Consider the following 23788-nt stretch of genomic DNA (forward strand, 5'->3'; position numbering starts at 1 on the left):
CTTTAGATTCCCTACAAATTATAAGGAAAGAATCAAAGAAAGTCAATGTTTTCTGTTTAGTTTTCAATTAGAATCGCTTTTCGATATAAATAATCAGTTGGGTTTAATTTTTGTTCAGGTAAAATAACATGATCGGAACGAAAATAAGTGGATAACGGTAGCATCTCTTCAATCAAGCTACTTCGATGCGATCCTTTTTGCGTTAATTTTATTGTGGTTGGATCAGTTGTCAATTCATAGCGATCTTTTTGCGTATCAATCACTAACCCGAACATATTGGCGCAATCCATTTTACTTTTTATTTGGCGGCCAGACTCATTCTCCTGAATCAAAAGTTCATTGCCCCAGCGGAATAGCCGTCTTGTGCCAGCACCTACAGCAAATTCCCATTGATCTTCGGATAATAAACTAAATCCCTCTCGTTTAAGTGATAATTTGAGTTCATCATGGGTGCAATCTAAATGGCTATAGACAAAATAATAGTCAGACTCAGGTAAAAATTCTAAATAAAATTTCCCTTTCTCCAAAAGTGTTTCTGGAAATGACCAACTAAGACTTTCTGCAGCGGATAACTGCGGAAATAATTTTTCGCAAATCTGTTTTTCATGAGGGAAAAATTGCTCAATTTCTCCTTCAAATGTTCCTGTGACCGTATCAAAAATCCCTAAAAATTCTGTTCCGGCCGGTAAAGCATATTTTTGAACAAGCATTGCTGGAATTTTAACTTTTCTTAACTCTGTCGTGTGCTCATTTATGTAATCTGAAATTCCTTCTAAAGAAGTTAAATCATAGCTCGTTTCTTCTTCATTCCAATCATCAGCAAAATCAATTGCTTCATTAGTCAATGTGGTTTTAAATGTATTCTTTGCTAAATGCTCTGCATCAAATCCCAATAGTTCATGTGCTCTTAAGCCTTCTGCGCCTAAATCCCAACCAAGGATCGCTTCTTTATTGCCTGGAATAAACACAAATAATTCACCGTCTAATTCCAATTCAAAGGTGCGACATTTAATGCCATACAATTCAAAATTCACTAATTCAATTGAATTAACTTCTATCGTTGGCGGAACGAAATACATCAATAGTTGTTGTAAAAGCGCTACTTTCTCAGCATCTTTTAAGTTTTTCCAATTTGCCCACTCAATTTGTTCAAATAGGTCCAATTTAAACCCTCCTTGTATTCTAAATTAGTAAAGCTAGATGACGTCAAAACTATCTGTTATGATTAAGTATACCATTGAATAAACCTTTCATTAAGAAAATTATCCGGAGGTCTTATATGCGCACTCACTTTGGTTGTGAACGTTGGCATCAAGCGGCGGCTTTTTCGTTGCGTTATGATGTTTTTGTTTTAGAACAAGGCATTTCATTACAGGATGAATTTGATGAACTGGATACACAAGAACGTAATTATTTCGTTGTTTATGAAGAGTCACTAGCGATTGCAACAATTCGTTATCAGAAAAAAGACGATAATACGATTCAACCAGATCGTTTTTGTGTAAGAAAAGAGTACCGCGGTAAAGGAATTGGTCGAACATTGCTTCAATCATTAGAAGATAAAGCGATAAACGACGGCTATAAATTCAGTATTCTATCTGCTGAAAAAATCGCTGTATCTTTTTACAAGTCATTAAACTACTCTGTAAATTCTGATGAATACTTAGAAGACGGCATTGTTTGCGTGGAAATGATCAAAAAAATAAAGCAGCTAAGATGAATTGGTTCATCTCGCTGCTTTATTTTATTTATAACTATTCTTTTTAGACTTCTTAGCTGTCCGTGTTTGCTGACGACGTTCAACTTTACGTTTTTGCTTATTACTAGCTGAAATCGCCCATTCGATTTTTTTCTTATAACCTGGTTTGATTTTTTTCTTTTTCTTTTTCACCAAACCAATTAATGTTGGATCTTCCAAAGCATCTTTTGACTTCTCACGTTTTGTCCGGCGGTTACGATCGTAAGTATCAATCATTTCACCATTTTTGATTTCCTTAGGATGAAACTCAATTCCTAATTGTTCAACTTCAGAAATTGCTTCTTCATCTGCTGGCGAATACAATGTGATCGCTGTTCCGTCCAAACCATTTCTTCCTGTTCTACCCACACGGTGAATAAAGAAATCCAAATCACTAGGCACTTCCGCATTGATGACATGAGAAACCCCTTCAATATCGATTCCTCGTGCTGCTAAATCAGTTGCCACTACATATTGAAATTCAAGATCTTGCACTTGGCGCATCACACGTTTACGTTCTCTTGGAGAAATATCGCCATGGATTTTCGCTACTTTTAAGCCCTGATCTTTTAAATAATCAGTGATTTCATCCACACGTTGTTTCGTGTTTGCGAATATGATCACTAGATAAGGATGACCTATCGTCAGTAATTGGTAAATCAAGCGATTTTTGTCTTTTCCTTTTGTAGAAATCAACCAATTATCAATGGTTTCCGAGATGATATTTTTCGGTTGAATATGTTCTATAACTGGATTTTCCATGTATTTCTTCAAGAAAGGTTTTAATTTTTCTGGAATTGTCGCAGAGAACACTAGCATTTGTAATTTATCTGGTAAACGTCCTGCAATTTGATCAACTTCTTCTAAAAATCCCATGTCTAACGTCATATCCGCTTCATCGACTACAAAAGCAAAAGCGGTATGAGCTTTTAATGCCTGCTCGTTCATCAAATCTAAAATCCGACCAGGTGTTCCAATAACCACATGAGGTTGCTGATGTTTCAACTTGGCGATTTGACGTTGTTTGTCCGTACCACCAACGAAATTCGTTACACGAATTTCAGGCTGACTGAATTTAGCGATTTGGATCGCTTCCTGATAAATTTGATTCGCTAACTCACGACTAGGTGCCGTGATCAAAATCTGTACTTCATCCAATTGAGGATTTACTTTATTCATCAATGGTAATAAAAATGTATGGGTCTTGCCGCTACCGGTTTGAGATTGCCCGATGACACTTTTGCCCTTTTTAATGACAGGAATCAACTTTTCTTGTACTTCGGTTGGTTGTTCAAACCCTTTATCCGCTAATGCTTCCATGATAAAATCGTTGAATTGGAATTGTTTAAATGAACTCATTTACCTCACCTCTTTCAAACTTGTTCTGTAAGTCCTCATGCATTATACCACAAAAACCGTAAATCCTTATTCATTTTCTCTATTTTTCTGATCTTTTATCGTACTAATCGTATAGGTATGACTTGCCTTTTCGTAAAACAGACGACGTTTTTTTCTGACCAATACATAGAAAACATTGATGAAAAATAGCAGTAGTAAAAATGAACAAAATAGAAACAGCATAAAACTCACGAGCTGTAACATGCGATTCGTTGAATTTAGTAAACCAGCTGAACTAGTCATGTATAAACTGATCAAGCCATATACAAAATACAAATAACCATACCGAATGAACAGTGCTCTAAAACGAATTTTTTCACGACCTTCTTCTACAACCTGAATACGAACAATTTTTTTCCCAAGCGTTTCTCCATTTGTAAGCTTCGGCAATAACATAAAGACTAACAATACCATAATGAAGAACCATAAACGCTCTTCAAGTACAGAATATCCTGTAAACCATTGTTTATACTCTGGTATGAAATTCAGAAGAAACTTCCCAAGGGGTTGAATAATCGAAATCACAAACCAATCGATCAAAAAAGCAACTAAACGTCTAAACAAACTAACCGACTGTCCCTTTTTGTACGCCGCCTCATCCAATTCATCTCTCGTTGGAAATAAAAATGTCAGCATCGGGGTAATCGCATAACCGACAATTCCACCGAATGTATTATTGATTAAATCATTTACATCCGCTAAACGATAAGGTCTAGGATAAATAAAGTACAAACCACTCAACTGCGTCAGCTCAAAAAATAATGACAAGAGAAAACTAGTAAGAACAACTTTTTTAAATGAAAATTTGTAATAGTAACGTAAATACACCCCAAATGGCACTAGCAACAGAATATTGAATACAGGTTCTAAAACGACTCCCTGTCTAAGCGCTGGAACAAATGTACTCGGATCATGGATATTCAATACAGACTCCTGTAAAAAACGACTAACGAAATAAAATGGCCGCAATTCTGAATATTGACTGGTATATTGCGCCACTTCCACACGAGATGGTAATGGTAAAATAATTAAAAAATAAGCACATAATAAATAGAAAACAAACGAATAAAGTATAAGGGCTCTCCTGAATAAAAAGGTTCCGTATTTCCGGTATTCACGAATAACAAACACAAACGAAATTGCAAACGCCAAAAAAGGAAAAACGATCATTGCTGTTTTGATGGGTACAGCATATGCTGACATCTAGAATCACTCCTTCTTCTTTAGTTTAGTAGAAAATAGAAATTTTGTCATATTCAATAGCTATTGCTTTAACAAAAAATATATTTTGCAAATTGAAAAAATTGCAGTATGATTGAGTTGTAGAGCAATAATACTCTATCTAATTTATATTATTCAATTTTTACATACGGAGGCTTTTTTATGTTAAATCCATACTTTGCTTTTGGCGTTCCTATCTTTCTACTTTTTTTATACGTTGTATTTGCTATTATTAGAAAAAAAACTAAACTGCATTATATTGGGTTTGTTCTTTTGCTGATTGCAACGTTTATGATGGCGTTTAGTTTTCAGGTGTTACAAGGTTTGTGGATTTTGGAAGAGAATCATTCTACTGAGCAACTAAACAAGTTAAACTACTCATCAGAATTATTATGGATTCCACTTGTTTTAGGCGGAGTATTAGCTATTCTTAATCTTTGGCGAGGTGTGAAAAGAGTGAAGTCTTTTCGGGAAGATTCGAATTAGTCATACATCCATAAAATTATTCACTTTGTTTCTCAGCAACAGAAGAATGCCTGTTGTCTCGCATTAAAAGCAATTCAGCTGGTTTTAAGCTTTGGTATGTTTATCATCACTTTGATCAAACTGATTGTAGAATTACTTAAAGACAAAAAAATAGGGTGCCCGAATTCCAATTCCTGACACCCTCTAAAAAATTAATACATTATATTGTTTAAATCTAGCTTTTAATTCTTCTTCACAAACTCAGATTTCAATTTCATCGGCCCAAAGCCTTCAACCTTACAATCAATATTATGACCATCTGCTGCATCAACCACTAAACGAATGCCTTTAACCTTCGTTCCTTGTTTGATTGCACCACTTGCCCCTTTGACTTTTAAATCTTTGATAACAGTCACATTATCACCATCAGATAACACATTGCCATTTGAATCTTTAATGACAGCCACTGTATCTTCTGCTGCATCTACTGGTGACCATTCATGTCCGCATTCAGGACAAATTATCATGCCACGATCCTCATAAGTGTATGTTGAGCCACATTCAGGGCAGCTTGGTAAATTTTCCATTTAAATTCTCCTCTTCTTTATCGATCCGATCTCCCTTACATCTACATCAGATTCTTGGAGTAACGGCTCTTCTTCTTAATAGGTCTTGATCGCTATTCTTCTTAATGAGTAAAACAAAAAAATAACAGCTATCCTTCAAAATGTTGTCAATTCATTTTATCGTACTTCTCCTTGAAAAGAAAGACCCATTTTTTTGAGGGAATTTTATTGGTAAAATTTTTATTTACGCTCTTTGCCTTTTTCTACATAAGAAAGGTCGTTTACACTATCAACGGTATATTTACCATCTCTGTACGTTACTTTTGAGATACTAGCATTTTTTAATCCGCCATCTGGTAAGTCTGCATTTGCATCCAGTTCACCTAGTAACGTAATAATGCTCATTCCATGTGATACAACTAAAACATTGTCAGCACCCTCATTTTCGGCTTCCTTTACAATTTCATCCAAACCAGCTGTTAGACGAGCTACAATTGTTTTACTATCTTCTGCTGGCCAGTTTGCTCCTTCTTCAACATTTTTCTTATCTAATTTAGATAATACATCTGCAAATTCGATGATCCCTTTATAGAAACCGACTTCTTTCATCCATTCATTATATTCTTCATACGTTTTCCCTTGTTCTTTTGCGACAGCTGTTAGCATTTCTTCATTCATTAAGCCTTCATACGTGCCAAAATTATATTCTCTTAAACGTTTATCTTTTGTCATTTCTTTTGTTAATTTTTCTTGGCCGTTATTTTTCAATACTAATTCAGCCGTTTCAATTGCACGTCCACTGTCACTCGTCACTACTTTATCAAAGGTAATATCTGATAATCCTTTACCCAATTGTTCCGCTACTTCAACGCCAGCAGGTGTCAACGGTGCATCGATCCACCCTTGAGAACGATCCACTGTATTCAGCATTGTTTTACCATGGCGCGCAAGATAGATTACTACTTCAGAATTTCCTTTTTCTTTCGTATCAGCTTTCTTTTCTTCTTTAGCGGTTCCCTTACTACATCCAGCTAAAACCATTGACAATAATGCAACACCAACAACTACCTTTTTCAATTTCATCCTATTTCCTCCTCAAAACTATTTCTTATTTTAGTTAAACAGTCGTTAGATGTTTTTATTTGTTGAAAAAAGAAAAAACCCAACTACACCAAATAAAGTTATTTGGCACAATCAGGTTTAGCTTGTTTTAAACAATCACTATCCACTATTTAACTAGCTTTAGTATAACGGATGTCACATTATATGTAAATGCTTTCATCTACTATTTTTTATATTCTTTGCATAACTGCTGAATCTCATTATAAACTTCAGCAACTTCCTCTTGATTTTTAGCATTCGCACCACTGGCCAGAGGATGTCCACCACCATGATGCTTTTTAGCCAATTCATTAATCACAGGTCCTTTTGAACGTAAACGTACTCTGTAATAGCCCTCTGGCTGCTCCACAAAAATTCCCCATGCTAAAACTTCATCAATCACACCAGGTAACGACACGATTGAGGCCGTCTCAGAATCCACGATCCCATATTCATTAAGTAATGCCTGTGGTAATATAACTTTAGCGGCGCCATACTCATCTACTTCAATATTTTGATACACATATCCAGCTAACTTAGCAACGTTCATCGGAATTTGTTCTAATTCACGATTCAATTCTGCAACGTTAAAATCGTAAGTCATTAACTCAGCGGCTACTTCTAATGTATGAGATGTTGTTGATGGATATAAAAATCTTCCTGTGTCCCCAATGATTCCAGCATATAACAAACGAGCGGCATTGTTATTCATAGTCAATTCCTCTTTATTAAGAGAATAAAAATCAGCGATAATCTCACTACAGCTACTCGCTTTTGTATCAACCCAAACTAAATCACCATATGGATCATCGTTTGGATGATGATCGATTTTGATTAATTCTGTACCTAAATCATAGCGCTCATCGCTAATTCTAGGCGAATTAGCTGTATCAGTGACGATCACTAACGCATTTTGATATGTCTCATCCGACACTTTATCCATTTCAGCTAAAAATTCTAACCCTTCGACAGATCCACCTACTTGATAAATATTTTTATCTGGAAAGCTCTCTCTCAGAATCTCTGCTAAACCAACTTGTGAACCAAGTGCATCTGGATCGGGTCGTTGATGACGATGAACAATAATTGTTTGATATGTTTTAATTTTTATTAAAATTTCTTTTGCAACATCCATAACTTGCTTCCTCCTAAGTACGCTCCATTACTTGACAAACAACAATTGCCTTAGCCACAAGCGCATTCTCTAAATAAACTTCTATATCCAATTTCGCTGAACGACGTCCGATTTCTAAGACTCTTGGACGAATATCCAGTTCACTTTCTAATTGAATCAAACGCAAATAGTGTAAACTCATTTGTTCGATTAAAACATTTCTTCTTTGGTTGGTGATCATCGTGCGTTGCGTCACATTTGAGATGATTTCACTTAATACACCAAAGGAAATTGTCCCTACACTGTTAACCATTTGAGGCGTAACAGAAAATTTGAACTGAGATTCATCTGACTTACTTCCCTCTTCTACTGGCATTACTTCTCCAGAAATTTGATCTGAAATCGTATCAGCAATTTGCGGTTGTCGCTGAACGAGCTGCATTGCTTTCATGACATCTTGCCGTGATACAAAACCTACTAAAGATAGATCATCTTCAACAACTGGCATTACTTCCAAGCCGTCCCAAATCATTTGATGGCTGACACTAGCCACACTCATCATTTTTTTCGCTACAATTGGATCTTTTGTCATGACTTTATCCATCGCCGATGTTTCTGTTTTACCTAATACATCTTTAGCTGTGATAATTCCTACCAAGCGCAGACTTTTATTTACTACAGGAAAACGCGAATGCTGGGTTTTTTCAGAAAGTTTTTGATAATCTGCAATGGTATTCGTTGAAAATAAATAATTTGTTTTTTCTAATGTTGTATAAATATCACTGACCAGCATAATATCTTTTTTTATCAACTGATCACTCAATGCCCGATTGATCATTGTGGCAACTGTAAACGTATCGTAGGTTGTTCTTAATACAGGCATTTCTAATTCATCTGCCAGCTCAGCAATTTCGATCTCCGTATCAAATCCACCAGTAATCAAAACCGCAGCACCATTTTCTAACGCTAATTTCTGAACGCCTTGGCGATTCCCAACGATCATCAATGATCCTGGTGTAATATATCGAGTCATCGCTTTTTCAGTCATTGCACCGATTACAAACTTATTTAAGACCTTATCTAACCCAGCAGAACCACCTAGAACATCTCCTTCGATAATTCGAACAACTTCGCCAAATGTTAGTTTTTCAATATTTTTTTTAAGTTTCCGCTCAATCCGGATTGTCCCCACACGTTGAATCGTTGAGACTAATCCAATGTTTTCAGCATCTTTAATTGCTCGATAAGCAGTCCCTTCGCTGACACCAAGATTTTTGGCAATACTTCTAACAGAAATGCGGTCACCAATCGGCAATCCTTCAATATATTTTAATATTTGATCATGTTTCGTAGCCATAATATCCTCCTCGTAGTTTAAAAGCGTAATGGAGCCGGTTCAGTCTTTTCCCCGAAAGACTAGCTCGTGAAGCTAGATGGATTTAAAAGCGCATTAAGCTAGTTCAGCTCTGTTTTCCGAAGTGTTAGCATGCGAAGCTAGACAAAAAAACAGTTTTACGCAGTCAGATGAACGATCTATAGTTTTGAGTATTTATTCCTTTGGTTTCTTTTGACTCTTCATTAATCACTCGTAATTTTTATAAGAATCAGAATCTTCTTTTTTAGTAAGTAAGCTGTTTCAATTCATTTTCAGTCGTTTTTGAAACAGATATAACTTCTTCAGTTATTGACTTCATTTAAAAAGTATAACAAAAAATTCTACATTTTAGTACAGTCAATCTTCTTTTATTGTAACAGAAGTTAAAAATAAACAAACATAATTTTACTTATTTAATAGGATCATTCTTATAAAATTCCGAAAATTCATCCGTCAACCAATTTTTTATTGCCATTAAAAAATGATGAAAAAATAGATTGTTTACACTGTTCAAAGAGATAAATAGATGGAATCCGTCGATAGTTTTCAAAAAAATTCAGAGGTACAAAAAACTTCTAACAAATTTTACGTACAATTAATAATTGCTCATTTTACATTTTTGTTACCGAAAACAGTGGTATTGTCTCCAGAGAAATTCCTGATTTTTGGTTTGATCGGTAGAAAGTAGCTACACGAAAAATCCCACCTTTTCAAAAGGTAGGTATAAATGAACACTATGAATTTTAGTGGTCGTGTCGGTTTAAAAGATGTGCGCTCCTAACCTCTTTCCTATGTAGCCACACAAATCACCTAGAGCTGCTAGGATACCTGGTATTTTGGGTACTGATTTCCCTTATGCTCTTCTTGAATTTAGACTGCTAATCCGAGCAATCTAAACCCGAACTCCTCCTTTTAGCATTTGCTAATACATGTATATTTTTTCTAGATAAGTCAATTGTAACTATGTTAGTATTAACATTTGTGTATTTCAATATGATTTTGTTTATAAATTATATGGATATTTTGAAACGAAAAAAACCTATCAAATATTTAAGATAGAGAGGTAAACTCATCCGTTGATGACTTTATCCTCTAATCTTAGTATATTTTGAGTCTATCTTCTTTTTCTATTTTTCCCCATCCCATATTACAAATTTGTTCTGTTGTCTTACACAATTCACATGTTTTTCGATTGTCTCATTACTTTGTCATTTGTTATCTTTCATATAAATAAATTATATGGAGGTTATACAAAATGAAACATACATTGCCTGTACTAATTATACTGATCTTTGCTGTTTTTTTCGGTTATCAATACTACTCTGAAACATATGTTGGTGTTGAAGCCTATGCTAAAGTTCCCTTAGAAATACCAGAAAAAAAAGCTGCTCTTGATATGAGTGGAAAAGCTGTGAATGGAATCTACTCCTACAGTTATAAATTAACCTTTGTTAAAAAAAATGGTTCCGTCGATGTACGGGAAATAGAAATTTCTGGGGAAACACCGACTCCTTTGGAACCTAACTCTTATGTAAAAGCAAAATTGAGTAAACACAGAGTGAGTGAACTGCCTACAGTCGTTAAAGAATCCTCAATTCCCAAAGAAGCGTTAAATAAATTACACTCTCTAAAGTAACTGGAACAGACAAAATGGGATCACACGAACGTTTTGTAAATTTAGCAAAAAATCGAGGAAGTCTGTGGATCCGTTAAATTATGCAAACACCTAAAAACAACTAGTACAATACATTATCACATTTAACAGCTTGGTTAGATTCTATTATTTAGTGTGTCTACTTGACAAAAACTAACTCAACATCCTACTACCTTTTTAATCGCAGAAGATATAAGCTTAAGAACAAAAAAAACCACCACGACCGTCGTCTGTGGTGGAAATGAAGGTTGTTATTTACTCTTGGTAGGAGTAAGTATGAAAAACCAATTCGGGATAATTGGCATGGAATTATTGTAGCATCTCAATTTAAAATGGAAATGAACCTCAATTTTGTATTTCATAAAAAAACTATGAGGAATTCCTCATAGAAAACTTTTTGGCATTTCTCTTGTTTCTATTCTTCCAAACCTTATTAGTTTAAACATTTTTATGCCTGTGCTACACTTTTGTTAATACCAAAGAAATGTTACTGGTGTATTATTTAGCTTTATGAGGTAGTCTCATTTAGCTTCTAATCATATCTAGCTGTGCAAATCGATCCTTAGAAAAATAGATAAACAGTCAATGTTACAACGCGATTCTCTAATTTTCTACAGGATTAACTGATTTGTTCCGCTCTCAAATTTAGGAGGAATGTATTATGTTAGATCAAGAAAAAGACAATTTATCTGTTCTATTCTCTGACGAAGTTCAAGGTCCTTTTGTAACATTTATTCTGAATACTCATGTCGCTCACCAAGATATCGAAAAAGATTCTTTAGCATTTAAAAATTTTGCTAAAGCGGCGAAAATTCGCTTCGAAAAAAAATATATTGATTTATCTTGGACCCCGTTTCAAGAAAAGATTACTGCGTTACTTGCTGACGCATCATTTTGGCGGAACGCTACAAAAAGCGTATCAATTATTATTAGTGAAAAAGATATCTTTATCCATCGACTAAATGTTTCTGTTGACAATCAATATTATGTTGATGATAGACCTTATCTTTTAGGAATCATTAAAAACAATCAATTCAATTATCGCTATTATTTAATGGCTTTAAACCGTGATTCTATGAAACTTTATTTAGTTGAAGACAATCAGGTGACAACAGTTGATTTACCAACGGACGCACCAACTGATCTAGTTGGCGCCTTAGGTGATGAACTAACTGGCGGTAATATGAACTATTCAACCCATGGCGGTAGCGGATACAATGGCTCTTCAAAAGAAGGTGTGGCCTATCATGGTGTAAATACAAAAGATGAAGAAGTAAAAATCGATTGGACAAATTACTATCAAGCAATTGATAATTATTTAAAAGACTCATTTGTAAACCTCGATAACTTGCCAATTCGTTTATATGCTTTACCAGAAAACCAAACACTTTTTAAAAAGATTGCCAAAAATCCTTATTTGGCAACGGATGCTTCTGTGTCTTTTTCTCCTGCACAAATTTCTTTTCAAGCTATTGAAAAAGGAGCACATAAAATTAATCAAGAACTAGAAGCAATAGAAACAAAAGCCTATAATCAGTTGCTAGACAAAAAATTCGTCGACCAGCTTGTTGATATCGTTCCCGCATCTGATGAAGGAAAAGTTTCTCATTTCTTTATTTCTACTGCTAATTTTGTTAATGAAACAACGGACATGTCAACAGAAGAATTTGATCGTCGAAAAATCTTAAATAAAGTAACAGACAATGTTCTTAGAACAGGTGGAAAAGTGTTTGTTTTAGATCAAAAAGCTTCTCCTGACGAAAAAACCTTATTGGCTATTCTACGCTACTAATTTTTCATCCATAAAATGGACAAGAGCCACTCAACAGATACATTGAGTGGCTCTTTAATTAAGTTAATTAAATATTTTGTTAGCTATAAAACCATTCAAAAACTATCTATTAGTAAAGATAACCTTATTCTCATCTAAACAATCTGAACCCTTCCTACTTTCAAATCTATGCAGCTCCAGGGCTGCGCCTTCGGAATAGATTTCTACGATATAACTCTATCATTACTTTCATATTTAACGCTCAATACTACTATACTATAACAGAAATAAGTTTTTTTGACAAATAATCTTTATTTCTTAACAAATTTTTATTTTTAGAGGAGATATTACTAGTCAAGCGGTGTTAAATATGTTATATTAGTAGTGTAGTTTTTGTTCGGTAATATATGTGTAGCTGTTTCAAATAAACATCTTCCACATTTTCACCTTTCAAGTAATTGCAAAATATGTGTATATCACAAGGAGGATTTTTATTATGGAAACAGGTACAGTAAAATGGTTTAACTCAGACAAAGGTTTTGGATTTATCACTGCAGAAAATGGTAACGATGTATTCGTACATTTCTCAGCTATCCAAGGCGACGGATTCAAAACTTTAGAAGAAGGTCAAGCAGTGACTTTCGACGTTGAAGAAGGCCAACGTGGTCCTCAAGCTACTAACGTTAACAAAGCTTAATTAACTTAACCTTAGTAAATTCAAAACCTGGCGAATATTCGTCAGGTTTTTTTATGTCTAAAAAATAAGGCCGAGAAATAAGCTGAAATTCACGAAGATTATTCTGCAAATTTTTGTAAAACAAGATACCTAATCAGCCATACCCTGCTTTCCCATCTCCGATTTTGACGAAATGAGCCTTTACCTTCCACTAACAGTAACTAGAGTTTGTAGTTCTTTTAATGCATCTTTCGCTACCCATTCTTTAGCCTTCGAACCATCATTTTTCATATTATTAGCGGCAAGAATACTAAATTCTTTAGCCTCTTCATTGGTCTTTCCCAGTTCTCTAAGCGCCCAAGAAGCCGCTTTTTTTATCAATAAACGTTCATCGTCCGCATTTTTATCTATTAGTTCTAAGTATGTCTTAATTTCACTTATTGATAGAGAAGCATGAGTAGAAGTACTGGCAATTAACGTAAAAGATGCCCGTTTATAAAATAAACTTTCAGAGCGAATCCATTTGTTTATGTATTGGTCAAAATCAGGTCTTTTAATTAATATACTTTTACAGAATAAATCACATAAGTCCCACGAAATAATACCATCCATAAATAAATCAATATCTTTTTCGGTACACTCATTTGGTTTGAGCGCTAGAATAGCCAATATCTTACATTCGTGGTAATTGGTTAACCATAAATCAATTTTAACCCTTTTTTCTTTAGGGATTTTTTTAGCCAATTTACGTAATTCAGTAGTTGATACGCCAAAAGTATTTTCCTTAGGGATTCCTAATTTAACGATGTTTTTCTTAAATTTATCTGAAGCATTATTTTGCAGATAAGTAATTATTTCATCCATTTTCATTTTGAAGCTCCTTTTCCAAATCTTTTATGTAGGTTTCTTGAATATTTTTAAGATTAATTAAAAAAAATGACAATATATAAAATAAAGGATTTGCAAAATGAATATCTTCTGTAAAAACTAATTTCGTAGTATCCTCATCAATTTCAAAAAACTCACCAATCCATCTTCCAGAGAATATTTTATTTTTCATCTCAAACTGATAAAGATGCTTTTCTTTTTTATTCACACTATTGAACGCTGTCTGCCCACCACCTCTATAGTATTCTATAAAATTAGTTGGGCTCAGAATTTCAATACGCACAATATCACTACGCCACGAATAGTTAGTATTATCTGTTACGACTTTCCAAACAGCAGATACATTATACTTTAATTTATACTCAATAGTTGATTTTTTATTCATTATTTACTCCAATCGAATTTACTTCATTTTCTCATAATTGTATAAGTCAATCAACAGGTAGTTTGGCTACAATATATTATTATAATCGTGTTATTTCCGATAACCTTCAACGCTTAGAGCTTTAGCGCTTAGAATTTGATGTGATCGAAACGTAGTGTAGTTTGCTTTTTCTCGCTGTTTATTCAGATTTAGAGCGCAAGATAAAACTAATTTTTAGCTTTATCTTGTGCTCACTTTTAATTAGCGATTAATCAATCGCACTAACTCTTCTCCAAAACCAGAACAACTTACTAAAGTCGCACCTTCCATTTGGTCTGCAAAATCTTTTGTTACTGTTTTATTTATTAACGCTGTTTCGATACTTTCCGTGATCAGTTGACTAACCTCATTCCAGCCTAAATAATCAAACATTAATACACCAGATAAGAGTAACGACGATGGATTCAACTGATTTAAGCCTGCAAATTCTGGTGCCGTTCCGTGAGTTGCTTCAAAGATTCCATGACCTGTTTCTAAATTTAAATTGGCGCCTGGAGCAATTCCGATTCCACCAACTTGAGCTGCTAATGCATCTGAAATATAATCACCATTTAAGTTCAAGGTTGCAATCACATCATAATTTTCAGGGTGTAACAAAATATCTTGTAAGAAGATATCGGCAATCCGATCTTTTATGATTAGTTTTCCTGCTTTTTCTGCCTCTTTTAACTGTTGATCCGCTGCAAACTTTCCTTCATTATTTTTGATTTCTAAATATTTTTCCCATGTAAAAACCTTGTCTCCAAATTCTCTTTCAGCTAAAGCGTAACCCCAGTTTTTAAATCCGCCTTCTGTAAACTTCATGATATTTCCTTTGTGAACTAGCGTTACTGATTTACAATTATTGTTTAACGCATGTTCAATCGCTCCTCGAACTAATCGTTGTGTTCCTTCTTTAGAAACAGGTTTGATACCGATTGCTGATGATTTTGGAAAACGAATTTTATTGACACCAAACGCTGTTTCTAAATACGCGATCAATTTTTCTGCTTCTGGACTTTCAGCTGAAAATTCGATCCCAGCATAAATATCTTCGGTATTCTCTCTAAAAATCATCATATCTGTCTTTTCTGGCTGTTTTAACGGTGACGGCACCCCTTCAAAATAGCGAATGGGTCGATAGCAAATATATAAGTCTAATTCTTGCCTCAGTGCCACATTCAGCGAACGAAAACCACCACCAATTGGCGTAGTTAACGGTCCTTTGATCGCTATCCGATGGGTTTTGATTGTTTCCAAGGTTTCATCTGGCAACCAATTTCCAGTTTCATTGAAAGCTTTTTCTCCGGCTAAAACTTCTTGCCAAATAATTTTACGTGATCCTTTATACGCCTTGTCCACTGCCGCATCAAATACAGTTTTAGCTGCTAGCCAAATTTCTGGTCCAATTCCGTCCCCTTCAATAAAGGGAATAATCGGATTGTTCGGAACAATCAATTTTTTATTTTCAAAACCAACTTTTTCTCCATTTATCATGCTTCCATTCCTCCTGAATGTAATTTGGTGTTCCACTCACGATACTTCAACTGTTTAGGACCAATATAATGAGATCGTGGTCGAATCAAACAATCCTCTTTTTTCTGCTCATTAATATGACCTAACCAGCCGGAAACACGACTCATAGCGAAAATCAAGGTGAACAAATCACTATCGATATCCATACAATGATAAACCGTAGCAGAATAAAAATCGACATTAGGGATCAAACCTTTTGTCTCTTTTAAATAGCGCTCAACTTGACACGATAAAAAATACCATTGTTCTTTTTGTGTAATTGCGGTCAACTCTTTTGCTAGTTTTTTCAAATGTTTCTTTCTTGGATCTTCTGTCTTATAAACCCGATGACCAAAGCCCATAACTTTTTCTTTGCGGTCCAATTTTTGATTTAGATAGTTTTGTACATTTAGATTTTCAGAATCAATTTCTTTTAGCATATCAAACACTTTTTCATTTGCACCGCCATGAAGGGGCCCTTTTAGAGAACCAATCGCTGCTGTAATGCATGAATAAACATCTGACAAGGTCGAGGCACAAACTCTTGCCGTAAAAGTACTTGCATTTAGATCATGATCTGCATGTAAGACTAATGCTTGATTCATCGCCGAAATTCGCACTTCTTCCGCTTCATTTCCCGTCAGCATATAAAGAAAATTTGCTGCAATCGATAAATCATTCTTCGGCGGGATCGGGTCTAACCCTTTTCTTAGTCGAGCGTAAGCTGCAATGATTGTCGGCATTTTGGCCTGCAGTGCAATACTTTGCTGATACGCCGAGTGTTCATCTGTCGCTTCAGCATTTGGATCAAACACCCCTAAAAGTGAAATCGTTGACCGCAAAACACTCATTGGATGAAGGTTCTGGCGTGTTTGTATTTTTAAGCAAGTAATGATTGTATCTGATATCGTCATTTGTGCAGATAGTTCTTGTTTAAATTTTTTTAGCTCTTGATTTGTCGGTATTTTTAAGTACCATAATAGATAGATCACTTCTTCAAATTGAACATTTTCAGCTACTAAATCATCGATAGTAACCCCTGCAAACAATAGCTGATTTCCTACGATCGCACTGATTTTTGTTTCAGAAACAACGACACCTTCTAAGCCTTTGTGAATCTCCATCCAAGTTCCTCTCTTTCATGTATAAATAACAACATTCAAACTCGTCCCGATTTGTACTTAAAGTTTTTTACGAATCACCATTGGCAAAATCCCGCCATGCTGATAGTACGTAATATCAACAGCTGAGTCAAAACGCAGAATGGTTTCAAATTGAATCATTTCTCCATTTGGCTTACTTGCTGTAACATTCACTGTGTCTAAAATTCCTTTTGTTTCATCGATAGCAATGTCAAATAGTTCAGTTCCTGTTAAACCTAAGCTATCCGCATCCTCACCTGGTTTAAATTGTAATGGTAAAACACCCATCATCACTAAATTAGAACGATGAATCCGCTCATAACTTTTCGCAATTACAGCTTCCACACCAAGTAACTGCACCCCTTTAGCTGCCCAGTCTCTTGATGATCCCATACCATAATCATCACCTGCTAAAATCACTAGTTTTGTTCCTTGCTTTTGATAATGCATTGCAGCATCATAGATAGCCATTTTTTCTTGCGTGGGTGCAAAAATCGTATAGCCGCCCTCGACATTTGGAACTAATTGATTGCGAATCCGAATATTCGCTAAAGTCCCTCTCATCATCACTTCATGATGACCACGCCTGGCTCCATAAGAGTTAAATTCACGAACCCCAACACCTCTCTCAACCAAATACTGACCTGCAGGACTATTTTTTTGAATACTTCCAGCAGGAGATATATGGTCAGTTGTAACTGAATCACCAAATTTAGCTAAAACAGCTAGTTGTTTTAGAGGCTTTCTGGGGATTCTTTCTTTTGTCATTCCTGTAAAATATGGCGGATTCGCAATATACGTTGATTCTTCTTCCCAACCATATAATGGTTCATCGTTTGTTGCTATGCTGTTCCATTCTTCATTGTCACTAAAAACCCGTGCATATTCTTCTTGGTAGAGTTCTGGCGTAACACACTTATCAATTAATGCCTGAATTTCATTCCTAGACGGCCATAAATCATTAAAATAAATTGGAATACCGTTTTCGCCAATTCCAATTGGTTCATTAAATACATCAATATCGACAGTTCCAGCTAATGCATATAAAACGACAAGTGGTGGCGAAGCGAGATAATTTGCTTTGACTAATGGATGAATCCGTCCTTCAAAATTGCGATTTCCACTTAGCACACCTGCGGTTAGTAAATCATTTTCATTGATTACATCTTCAACTTCTGGCTTTAACGCTCCTGAATTGCCTATGCAAGTCGTACAGCCATACCCCACTAGATGAAAACCTAATTGTTCTAAATAAGGTAATAAACCTGCTTTCTTCAAATAAGCTGTTACAACTTTTGAGCCAGGTGCTAATGAAGTTTTTACATAGTTTGGTACACTTAAACCAAGTAGTGCAGCCTTTTTAGCGACTAATCCTGCGCTTAACATAACAAATGGATTTGAAGTATTTGTACATGAGGTAATCGCTGCAATCGCTAGTGCCCCTGGTTTTAATAGGTGTTGTACCCCTTCCAAATCTAACGTCACACTTTCTGTCTGTTGTTTCTTAGAAAGTCCGAAACCTTGCAAGCCAGCTGGCGCTTTCACAGCTTGTTCAAATGCAGTTTTCATTTCTGATAATGGAATCAAATCTTGTGGTCGTTTTGGTCCTGCAAGGTTGGCTTGTATTTCACTTAGGTCGATTTCAATTATTTTTGTATAATTCGGTTCTTGATCTTTTTTTGGATTATAGAATAATTGATTTTCTTTTAAATAATGCTCAGCTATCGCTACCGTATGCTCTTCCCTTCCTGTTAGTCGTAGATAACGAATCGTTTCATCATCTACAGGGAAAAATCCGCAGGTTGCACCATACTCCGGTGCCATATTTGCTACCGTCGCTCGATCCGCTAAACTTAATTTAGCTAAACCTGGTCCAAAGAATTCAACAAATTTCCCTACCACTTTTTGCTTTCTTAACACTTGGGTTACTTTTAGTGCTAAATCTGTCGCTGTTGCACCTTGAGATAATTCGTTAATAAAACGGACACCGACAACTTCTGGGATAGGGAAGTAAGACGGTTCGCCAAGCATACTGGCTTCCGCTTCGATTCCACCAACACCCCAGCCTAAAACGCCTAATGCATTGACCATTGTCGTATGAGAATCTGTCCCAACTAGTGTATCAGGATAAAGCAAAATCGTACCATCCTCTTGTTCTTTTTGTGTCACAACTGAGGCCAAATATTCAATATTGACTTGATGAACGATTCCTGTTGCAGGCGGTACGACACGATAATTATCGAAGACTTTTTGTGCCCAGCTTAAAAAGCGGTATCGCTCTTGATTGCGTTGAAACTCCATTTTCATATTTAGCTGCAACGCTTGTTTTACGCCAGCAACATCGACTTGAACAGAATGATCGACAACCAAATCTACTGGAACTTCTGGATTGATCGTTGTAGGATCTCCGCCAAAATCTGCAATTGTTTTTCGCAATGACGCTAGATCCACTATAGCTGGGACACCTGTAAAATCTTGGAGAATCACTCGAGCAGGTTTAAATGGAACTTCACCTTTATTGACATGCTCTGAAGACCACTCCGTTAAATGCTTGATATGCTCTTGCGTGATCCCTGTTCCATTTTCTTGTCGTAGCAACGATTCCAATAATACGCGAATACTAAATGGTAATGTTGAAATAAATTCATGTTGCTTCGTTTCTAGTGAAGCCAATGAATAATAGTGATACTTCTGGTCCTTCATTTCAAAAAAAGTTTCTGATGATTGTTTATTCGTAATCAAAAACATCCCTCCTAAATTTTAACGCTGACTGGGTTCTGATTTAATCTTGGCTGGAAAATAGGAAACTACGAGAATAGAGAACGTTACCATAATCATAGTTCTATTTATTTTTCGCAGATCTACCCTACATAACCAAATAACCTAATTCATCTCTATGTCCAAAAACCCTTATACATGACTTGATTTCAGCTATTATAACGGCATTATAAATAAATGTAAACATGTAGAACAATGAGAAAAGTCATATTAATTAACTTAACTATGTTATATTTATGTAATATAGAAAACCTCTTATATATAAGTCTATGTCAAGGATAAAAAGGTTTATCCCAACCTCGAAATTAGCTTTTATACATAGTTTTCACAGATTTTTTTAATCAAATTTACATCATAAAAAAACTGAAATACATTTCATATCGACTAACATTTACTAAGTCATATTTCATCTATTTCTAGCTATTTTTACCGTTTTCATGTCAGTCAAAAAAATTTTTTATTTCCGTTGAAAAATCTTTATAAAGCAAAAAGGAGTTGCAAAATCGGTTCAGACTTTACAACTCTTTTCTCTAAATATCTAACGTAACGTTCACTTCTTGTATCGGAATATCGTAAAATCGATCTTCTCTTCTACCTAAAAAATCTTTTCCTTGTTGTGGGAACAATGCATACATCAATACATCTTCTGTCGATTTTGCATATTCTCCGATTTCTTTTTTATATTGCGCAAGTTCAGGTGTCAATAAATCTGCAGGTCTAACTGTGATCACCTCGTCGTCGCCAATAATCAATTTCGTCATTTCTTCTGAAATTGAAACGGGTGGTTTTCCATATAATCCTTTAACATAATCCTTGATTTCTTTTGGCACCATTTTATAGCGCTCACCGCTAATAACATTCATTACAGCTTGTGTTCCTACCATTTGTGATAGTGGCGTTACAAGTGGTGGATAGCCTAAATCAGCGCGAACTTTTGGTACTTCTTTTAAAACTTCTTCGTACTTATCTGCTAATCCCTGCTCAGTTAATTGACTTAATAAATTCGATAGCATTCCGCCAGGTACTTTATAAATCAACGTTTTTGGCTCTGTATCTTTTACTTTAGGATTTAATAAGCCTTCTTCTCTAAATTTATCACGAATTGGGTTAAAGTAATCAGCCGCTTCGGCCACTTTTTTCATATTTAAATGGGTATTATAGCCTAAATTTTCTAACGCAAGCGCCATTGATTCTGTGGCTGGTTGACTTGTGCCACCAGAAAATGACGAAATCGCTGTATCGATAATATCAGCGCCCGCTTCGACCGCTTTCAAATAGGTCATTTCAGAAATCCCGCTGGTTGCGTGCGTATGAACTTCTAAAGGGACTTGGATTTTATTTTTGATCTCTGTGACCAAACGATACGCATCATCTGGTGTTAAAATTCCTGCCATATCTTTGATGCAAATTGAATCTGCACCCATTTTTTCTAATTCTGTGGTCAAACCAACAAAGTAATCGATTGTATGAAAATCGCTCGTCGTATATGAAATAGCCGGTTGACACTGACCGCCGAATTTTTTTGTTGCTTCAATTGATGTTTGCAGGTTTCTTGTATCGTTTAACGCATCGAAAACACGAATACTATCAATACCGTTTTCAATTGATTTTTGAACGAAGGCTTCTACAACGTCATCGGCATAATTTTTATAACCAAGCAGATTTTGTCCTCGTAAAAGCATTTGTAGTTTTGTGTTCTTAACTGCTTTGCGAATCGCTCTTAGGCGTTCCCAAGGATCCTCATTCAAAAAACGAATACAAGCATCAAATGTTGCCCCGCCCCACATTTCTAAAGCATGATAACCTGCTTCGTCCAATGTTTGAATAATTGGCAGCATATCACTCGTTGGCATTCGTGTGGCAATCTGGCTTTGTTGACCATCCCGCAGCACGGTTTCAGTAAAAAGGATTTCTTTTGTCATTTCATCCTTCCTTTCTCAATAAGTTGACTAATTCTTTCTTGCATTTCTTCTACGCTATGGCCTCTTTGTCGACCACAGATTTTTGCTTCTTTCCCGCAGATAAAACAAGTTCTTGGTTTGTGATTTAGTTCTGTACGGCTAATTGAACACAAGGTATTATCTTTTAAATAGATTACATCTAAATCCATCAAGCGACCGTATTGGTGTGTTTCTTCAACTTCAATTAGTTTTCTTTTTAGCTCTTTAGGTATTTCATCAAGGACTAGATAATATTCAGAACCTGTTTTTAACTCTCGATGTTTATGAGCAACTATTTTTTCAGGAGGAAAAAGAGGTTTTAGCTTTTTAATGACAGTCAAAAAGGTTTGTTTTAGCTGCTCATTCGTTTTTACAGGTCCTGGGATATTCATCGTAGCGCTTAATAAAGCACATGTTGGATGCTTTTGTAAAAGTTCTTGCTGAATTTTTACTCGCTTTTCTCTAGCGTCTAGCATTTCTACCAACGTAATCGTTTCTCCCTTTAAATAGGTTTTAGACATTTCTGACCACATCGATAATTGAACCGTCACGGTATTCGATCAATGCAACCACTTTATCTCCATACTTGATTGCATCCGGTTCACCCACGATGTTATAAGCTTTTTCCTGTAGTTCTTTCATCGTGAATTGTGGAACATCGAGTGCTTTAAAATGCTCGATTAAATCTTGGCGTTCAGGGTTAATGGCTATACCGACTTCTGTCACCACCACGTCAATACTGCTGCCAGGTGTTACGACTGTATTCACTTCTTCAACAATCGTTGGAATTCGACCTCGGATCAAAGGCGCAATCACTAAGCTCATCTTGCAAGCAGCACTTGTATCTGAATGTCCGCCAGATGCACCACGAATCACCCCGTCTGATCCCGTAATAACGTTCACATTAAAATTCGTATCGATTTCTAATGCTGAAAGAATTGCAGTATCTAATTGATTGATGACAGACCCTTTACTCAATGGTGAAGCATACATATTTGCGTCAATTTCGTAGTGATTTTCATTCTTTCCCAGAGAAACGGCAGAGGGATGATCAAAATCTTGGACATCAATGATTTTTTCGACTAGCCCTTCTTCCAATAATTCAACCATTGCATTGGTGATACCACCTAAAGCAAAACTTGCTGTGATACCGTCTTTGATCATTGCTTCTTTTAAAAATCTAGAAACGGCCAAGGCGGCTCCTCCTGTTCCTGTTTGGAAAGAAAAACCATTTTTATAATAAGGCGAATGGGTAATCACTTTAGCGGCGTATTCTGCAATCAATAGTTCTTTGGGATTTTTAGTAAAGCGGGTTGCTCCTTTGGCTATCCCATTTGGATCACCGATCGCATCAACTTCTACGACAAAATCTACATCGGTTTGCGGAATACTGATTGGTGTATTTGGATAGGGCATTAAGCTATCGGTAATAACTACTACTTGATCTGCATACTTTGCATCGATCATCGCATAGCCTAGAGAACCACATGTTGCCTTGCCTTTGGTACCATTTACGTTGCCATAAGCATCAGAACTAGGTGCCCCAAGAAATGCTACATTGATATGGACATCTCCCGTAGCTATCGCTCTGGCACGACCTCCATGTGAACGGATTACAACTGGATTTTCCATGATTCCTTCTGAAATAGCCGCTCCAACTTTATCACGTAAACCACTGGAGGTGATATTGGTTACGACACCATTTTTGATGTGATCGATCAATGGTTCATGAACATTGGCGATCGAACTCGGTGCTATCGATAAATTTTTGATTCCTAGAGCAGCGATTTCTTTTAGAACCATGTTCATAACAAAATCGCCTTCTCTAAAATGATGATGGAAAGAGATTGTCATCCCATCTTTTAATCCTGTTTTTTCAATTGCCTCCTTTAAACTACCTAACAGCTTCGTATCTCTTGGTCTAACAGGATGGATTTTACGGCTAGCTTCTTTGTATTCATGAATATTGGCTAGTTCCCCTTTAAATAAACCATATTGTTCAGCATAATTATCTGGAATTTCTTTGCCTACATTATTTTTCAT

General features: G+C 35.7%; 21 protein-coding genes. 6 read left to right on the forward strand and 15 right to left on the reverse strand.

Translation table 11 applies throughout. The features are described from left to right. Positions 1-56: 56 nt before the first annotated feature. Entirely contained in the window at positions 57-1163 is a 1107-nt protein-coding gene (locus tag AC4BBR_RS11055; protein ID WP_490459594.1) for a DUF7278 family profilin-like fold-containing protein, read from the reverse strand. Positions 1164-1279: 116 nt separating this feature from the next. Between AC4BBR_RS11055 and AC4BBR_RS11060 the strand changes: the two genes are divergently transcribed. Further along, a complete protein-coding gene (locus AC4BBR_RS11060; RefSeq protein WP_490459595.1) occupies positions 1280-1720 on the forward strand; it encodes a GNAT family N-acetyltransferase in 441 nt (146 codons plus the stop codon). Positions 1721-1744: 24 nt separating this feature from the next. Here AC4BBR_RS11060 and AC4BBR_RS11065 read toward each other — a convergent pair whose 3' ends face one another. Next, positions 1745-3097 carry a DEAD/DEAH box helicase gene (locus AC4BBR_RS11065; RefSeq protein ID WP_490459596.1) on the reverse strand — a complete coding sequence of 451 codons (1353 nt, stop codon included), beginning with the start codon at positions 3095-3097 and terminating at the stop codon, positions 1745-1747. Between the two features lie 66 nt (positions 3098-3163). Further along, the gene (locus AC4BBR_RS11070; protein WP_490459597.1) at positions 3164-4339 is read right to left on the reverse strand and encodes a VanZ family protein; all 1176 of its coding nucleotides are present in this window, start codon (positions 4337-4339) and stop codon (positions 3164-3166) included. A 180-nt stretch (positions 4340-4519) separates the two neighbouring features. Between AC4BBR_RS11070 and AC4BBR_RS11075 the strand changes: the two genes are divergently transcribed. Then, positions 4520-4843 carry a hypothetical protein gene (locus AC4BBR_RS11075; RefSeq protein ID WP_490459598.1) on the forward strand — a complete coding sequence of 108 codons (324 nt, stop codon included), beginning with the start codon at positions 4520-4522 and terminating at the stop codon, positions 4841-4843. A 78-nt stretch (positions 4844-4921) separates the two neighbouring features. After that, positions 4922-5020, forward strand: coding sequence for a putative holin-like toxin (locus AC4BBR_RS11080; RefSeq protein WP_490462112.1), 99 nt, complete (start codon positions 4922-4924; stop codon positions 5018-5020). Positions 5021-5064: 44 nt separating this feature from the next. Here AC4BBR_RS11080 and AC4BBR_RS11085 read toward each other — a convergent pair whose 3' ends face one another. The 4 genes from AC4BBR_RS11085 to AC4BBR_RS11100 all read right to left on the reverse strand — a co-directional run bounded on the left by AC4BBR_RS11085 (position 5065) and on the right by AC4BBR_RS11100 (position 8960). Then, positions 5065-5409, reverse strand: a complete 345-nt coding sequence (locus AC4BBR_RS11085; protein ID WP_490459599.1) for a zinc ribbon domain-containing protein YjdM — start codon at positions 5407-5409, stop codon at positions 5065-5067. Positions 5410-5628: 219 nt separating this feature from the next. Next, complete coding sequence (locus tag AC4BBR_RS11090; RefSeq protein WP_490459600.1) at positions 5629-6471, reverse strand: histidine phosphatase family protein; 843 nt, start codon at positions 6469-6471, stop codon at positions 5629-5631. A 202-nt stretch (positions 6472-6673) separates the two neighbouring features. After that, on the reverse strand, positions 6674-7624 hold the full coding sequence (locus tag AC4BBR_RS11095; RefSeq protein WP_490459601.1) for a DHH family phosphoesterase: 951 nt from the start codon (positions 7622-7624) through the stop codon (positions 6674-6676). Between the two features lie 13 nt (positions 7625-7637). Further along, positions 7638-8960, reverse strand: coding sequence for a DRTGG domain-containing protein (locus AC4BBR_RS11100; protein WP_490459602.1), 1323 nt, complete (start codon positions 8958-8960; stop codon positions 7638-7640). Between the two features lie 1273 nt (positions 8961-10233). Between AC4BBR_RS11100 and AC4BBR_RS11105 the strand changes: the two genes are divergently transcribed. The 3 genes from AC4BBR_RS11105 to AC4BBR_RS11115 all read left to right on the forward strand — a co-directional run bounded on the left by AC4BBR_RS11105 (position 10234) and on the right by AC4BBR_RS11115 (position 13100). Further along, a complete protein-coding gene (locus AC4BBR_RS11105) occupies positions 10234-10614 on the forward strand; it encodes a DUF1093 domain-containing protein (RefSeq protein WP_490459603.1) in 381 nt (126 codons plus the stop codon). A gap of 679 nt (positions 10615-11293) precedes the next feature. Continuing rightward, positions 11294-12424 (forward strand): baeRF6 domain-containing protein, encoded by a 1131-nt coding sequence (locus tag AC4BBR_RS11110; protein ID WP_490459604.1) that lies wholly within the window; start codon positions 11294-11296, stop codon positions 12422-12424. 475 nt (positions 12425-12899) lie between these two features. Beyond that, positions 12900-13100: a cold-shock protein gene (locus tag AC4BBR_RS11115; RefSeq protein ID WP_010760878.1), complete on the forward strand. Its 201-nt coding sequence runs from the start codon at positions 12900-12902 to the stop codon at positions 13098-13100. A 180-nt stretch (positions 13101-13280) separates the two neighbouring features. Here the strand turns inward: AC4BBR_RS11115 and AC4BBR_RS11120 are convergent, their stop codons facing one another. The 8 genes from AC4BBR_RS11120 to citF all read right to left on the reverse strand — a co-directional run bounded on the left by AC4BBR_RS11120 (position 13281) and on the right by citF (position 23788). After that, entirely contained in the window at positions 13281-13949 is a 669-nt protein-coding gene (locus AC4BBR_RS11120; protein ID WP_490459605.1) for a DNA alkylation repair protein, read from the reverse strand. Then, on the reverse strand, positions 13936-14352 hold the full coding sequence (locus AC4BBR_RS11125) for an SRPBCC family protein (protein ID WP_490459606.1): 417 nt from the start codon (positions 14350-14352) through the stop codon (positions 13936-13938). Before AC4BBR_RS11125 ends, AC4BBR_RS11120 begins: the two co-directional genes overlap by 14 nt. Positions 14353-14592: 240 nt before the next feature. Further along, positions 14593-15867 (reverse strand): NADP-dependent isocitrate dehydrogenase, encoded by a 1275-nt coding sequence (gene icd, locus AC4BBR_RS11130; RefSeq protein ID WP_490459607.1) that lies wholly within the window; start codon positions 15865-15867, stop codon positions 14593-14595. After that, entirely contained in the window at positions 15864-17009 is a 1146-nt protein-coding gene (locus AC4BBR_RS11135) for a citrate synthase (RefSeq protein ID WP_490459608.1), read from the reverse strand. The genes icd and AC4BBR_RS11135 overlap by 4 nt, the downstream gene beginning before the upstream one ends. Before the next feature lie 57 nt (positions 17010-17066). Then, positions 17067-19775 carry an aconitate hydratase AcnA gene (gene acnA / locus AC4BBR_RS11140; RefSeq protein ID WP_490459609.1) on the reverse strand — a complete coding sequence of 903 codons (2709 nt, stop codon included), beginning with the start codon at positions 19773-19775 and terminating at the stop codon, positions 17067-17069. Positions 19776-20335: 560 nt separating this feature from the next. Beyond that, positions 20336-21727, reverse strand: coding sequence for an oxaloacetate decarboxylase subunit alpha (locus AC4BBR_RS11145; protein WP_490459610.1), 1392 nt, complete (start codon positions 21725-21727; stop codon positions 20336-20338). After that, complete coding sequence (gene citX, locus AC4BBR_RS11150; protein WP_490459611.1) at positions 21724-22266, reverse strand: citrate lyase holo-[acyl-carrier protein] synthase; 543 nt, start codon at positions 22264-22266, stop codon at positions 21724-21726. The genes AC4BBR_RS11145 and citX overlap by 4 nt, the downstream gene beginning before the upstream one ends. Further along, entirely contained in the window at positions 22259-23788 is a 1530-nt protein-coding gene (citF, locus tag AC4BBR_RS11155; protein ID WP_490459612.1) for a citrate lyase subunit alpha, read from the reverse strand. The genes citX and citF overlap by 8 nt, the downstream gene beginning before the upstream one ends.

It is taken from the genome of Enterococcus sp. AMC1251 (genome assembly GCF_058216535.1).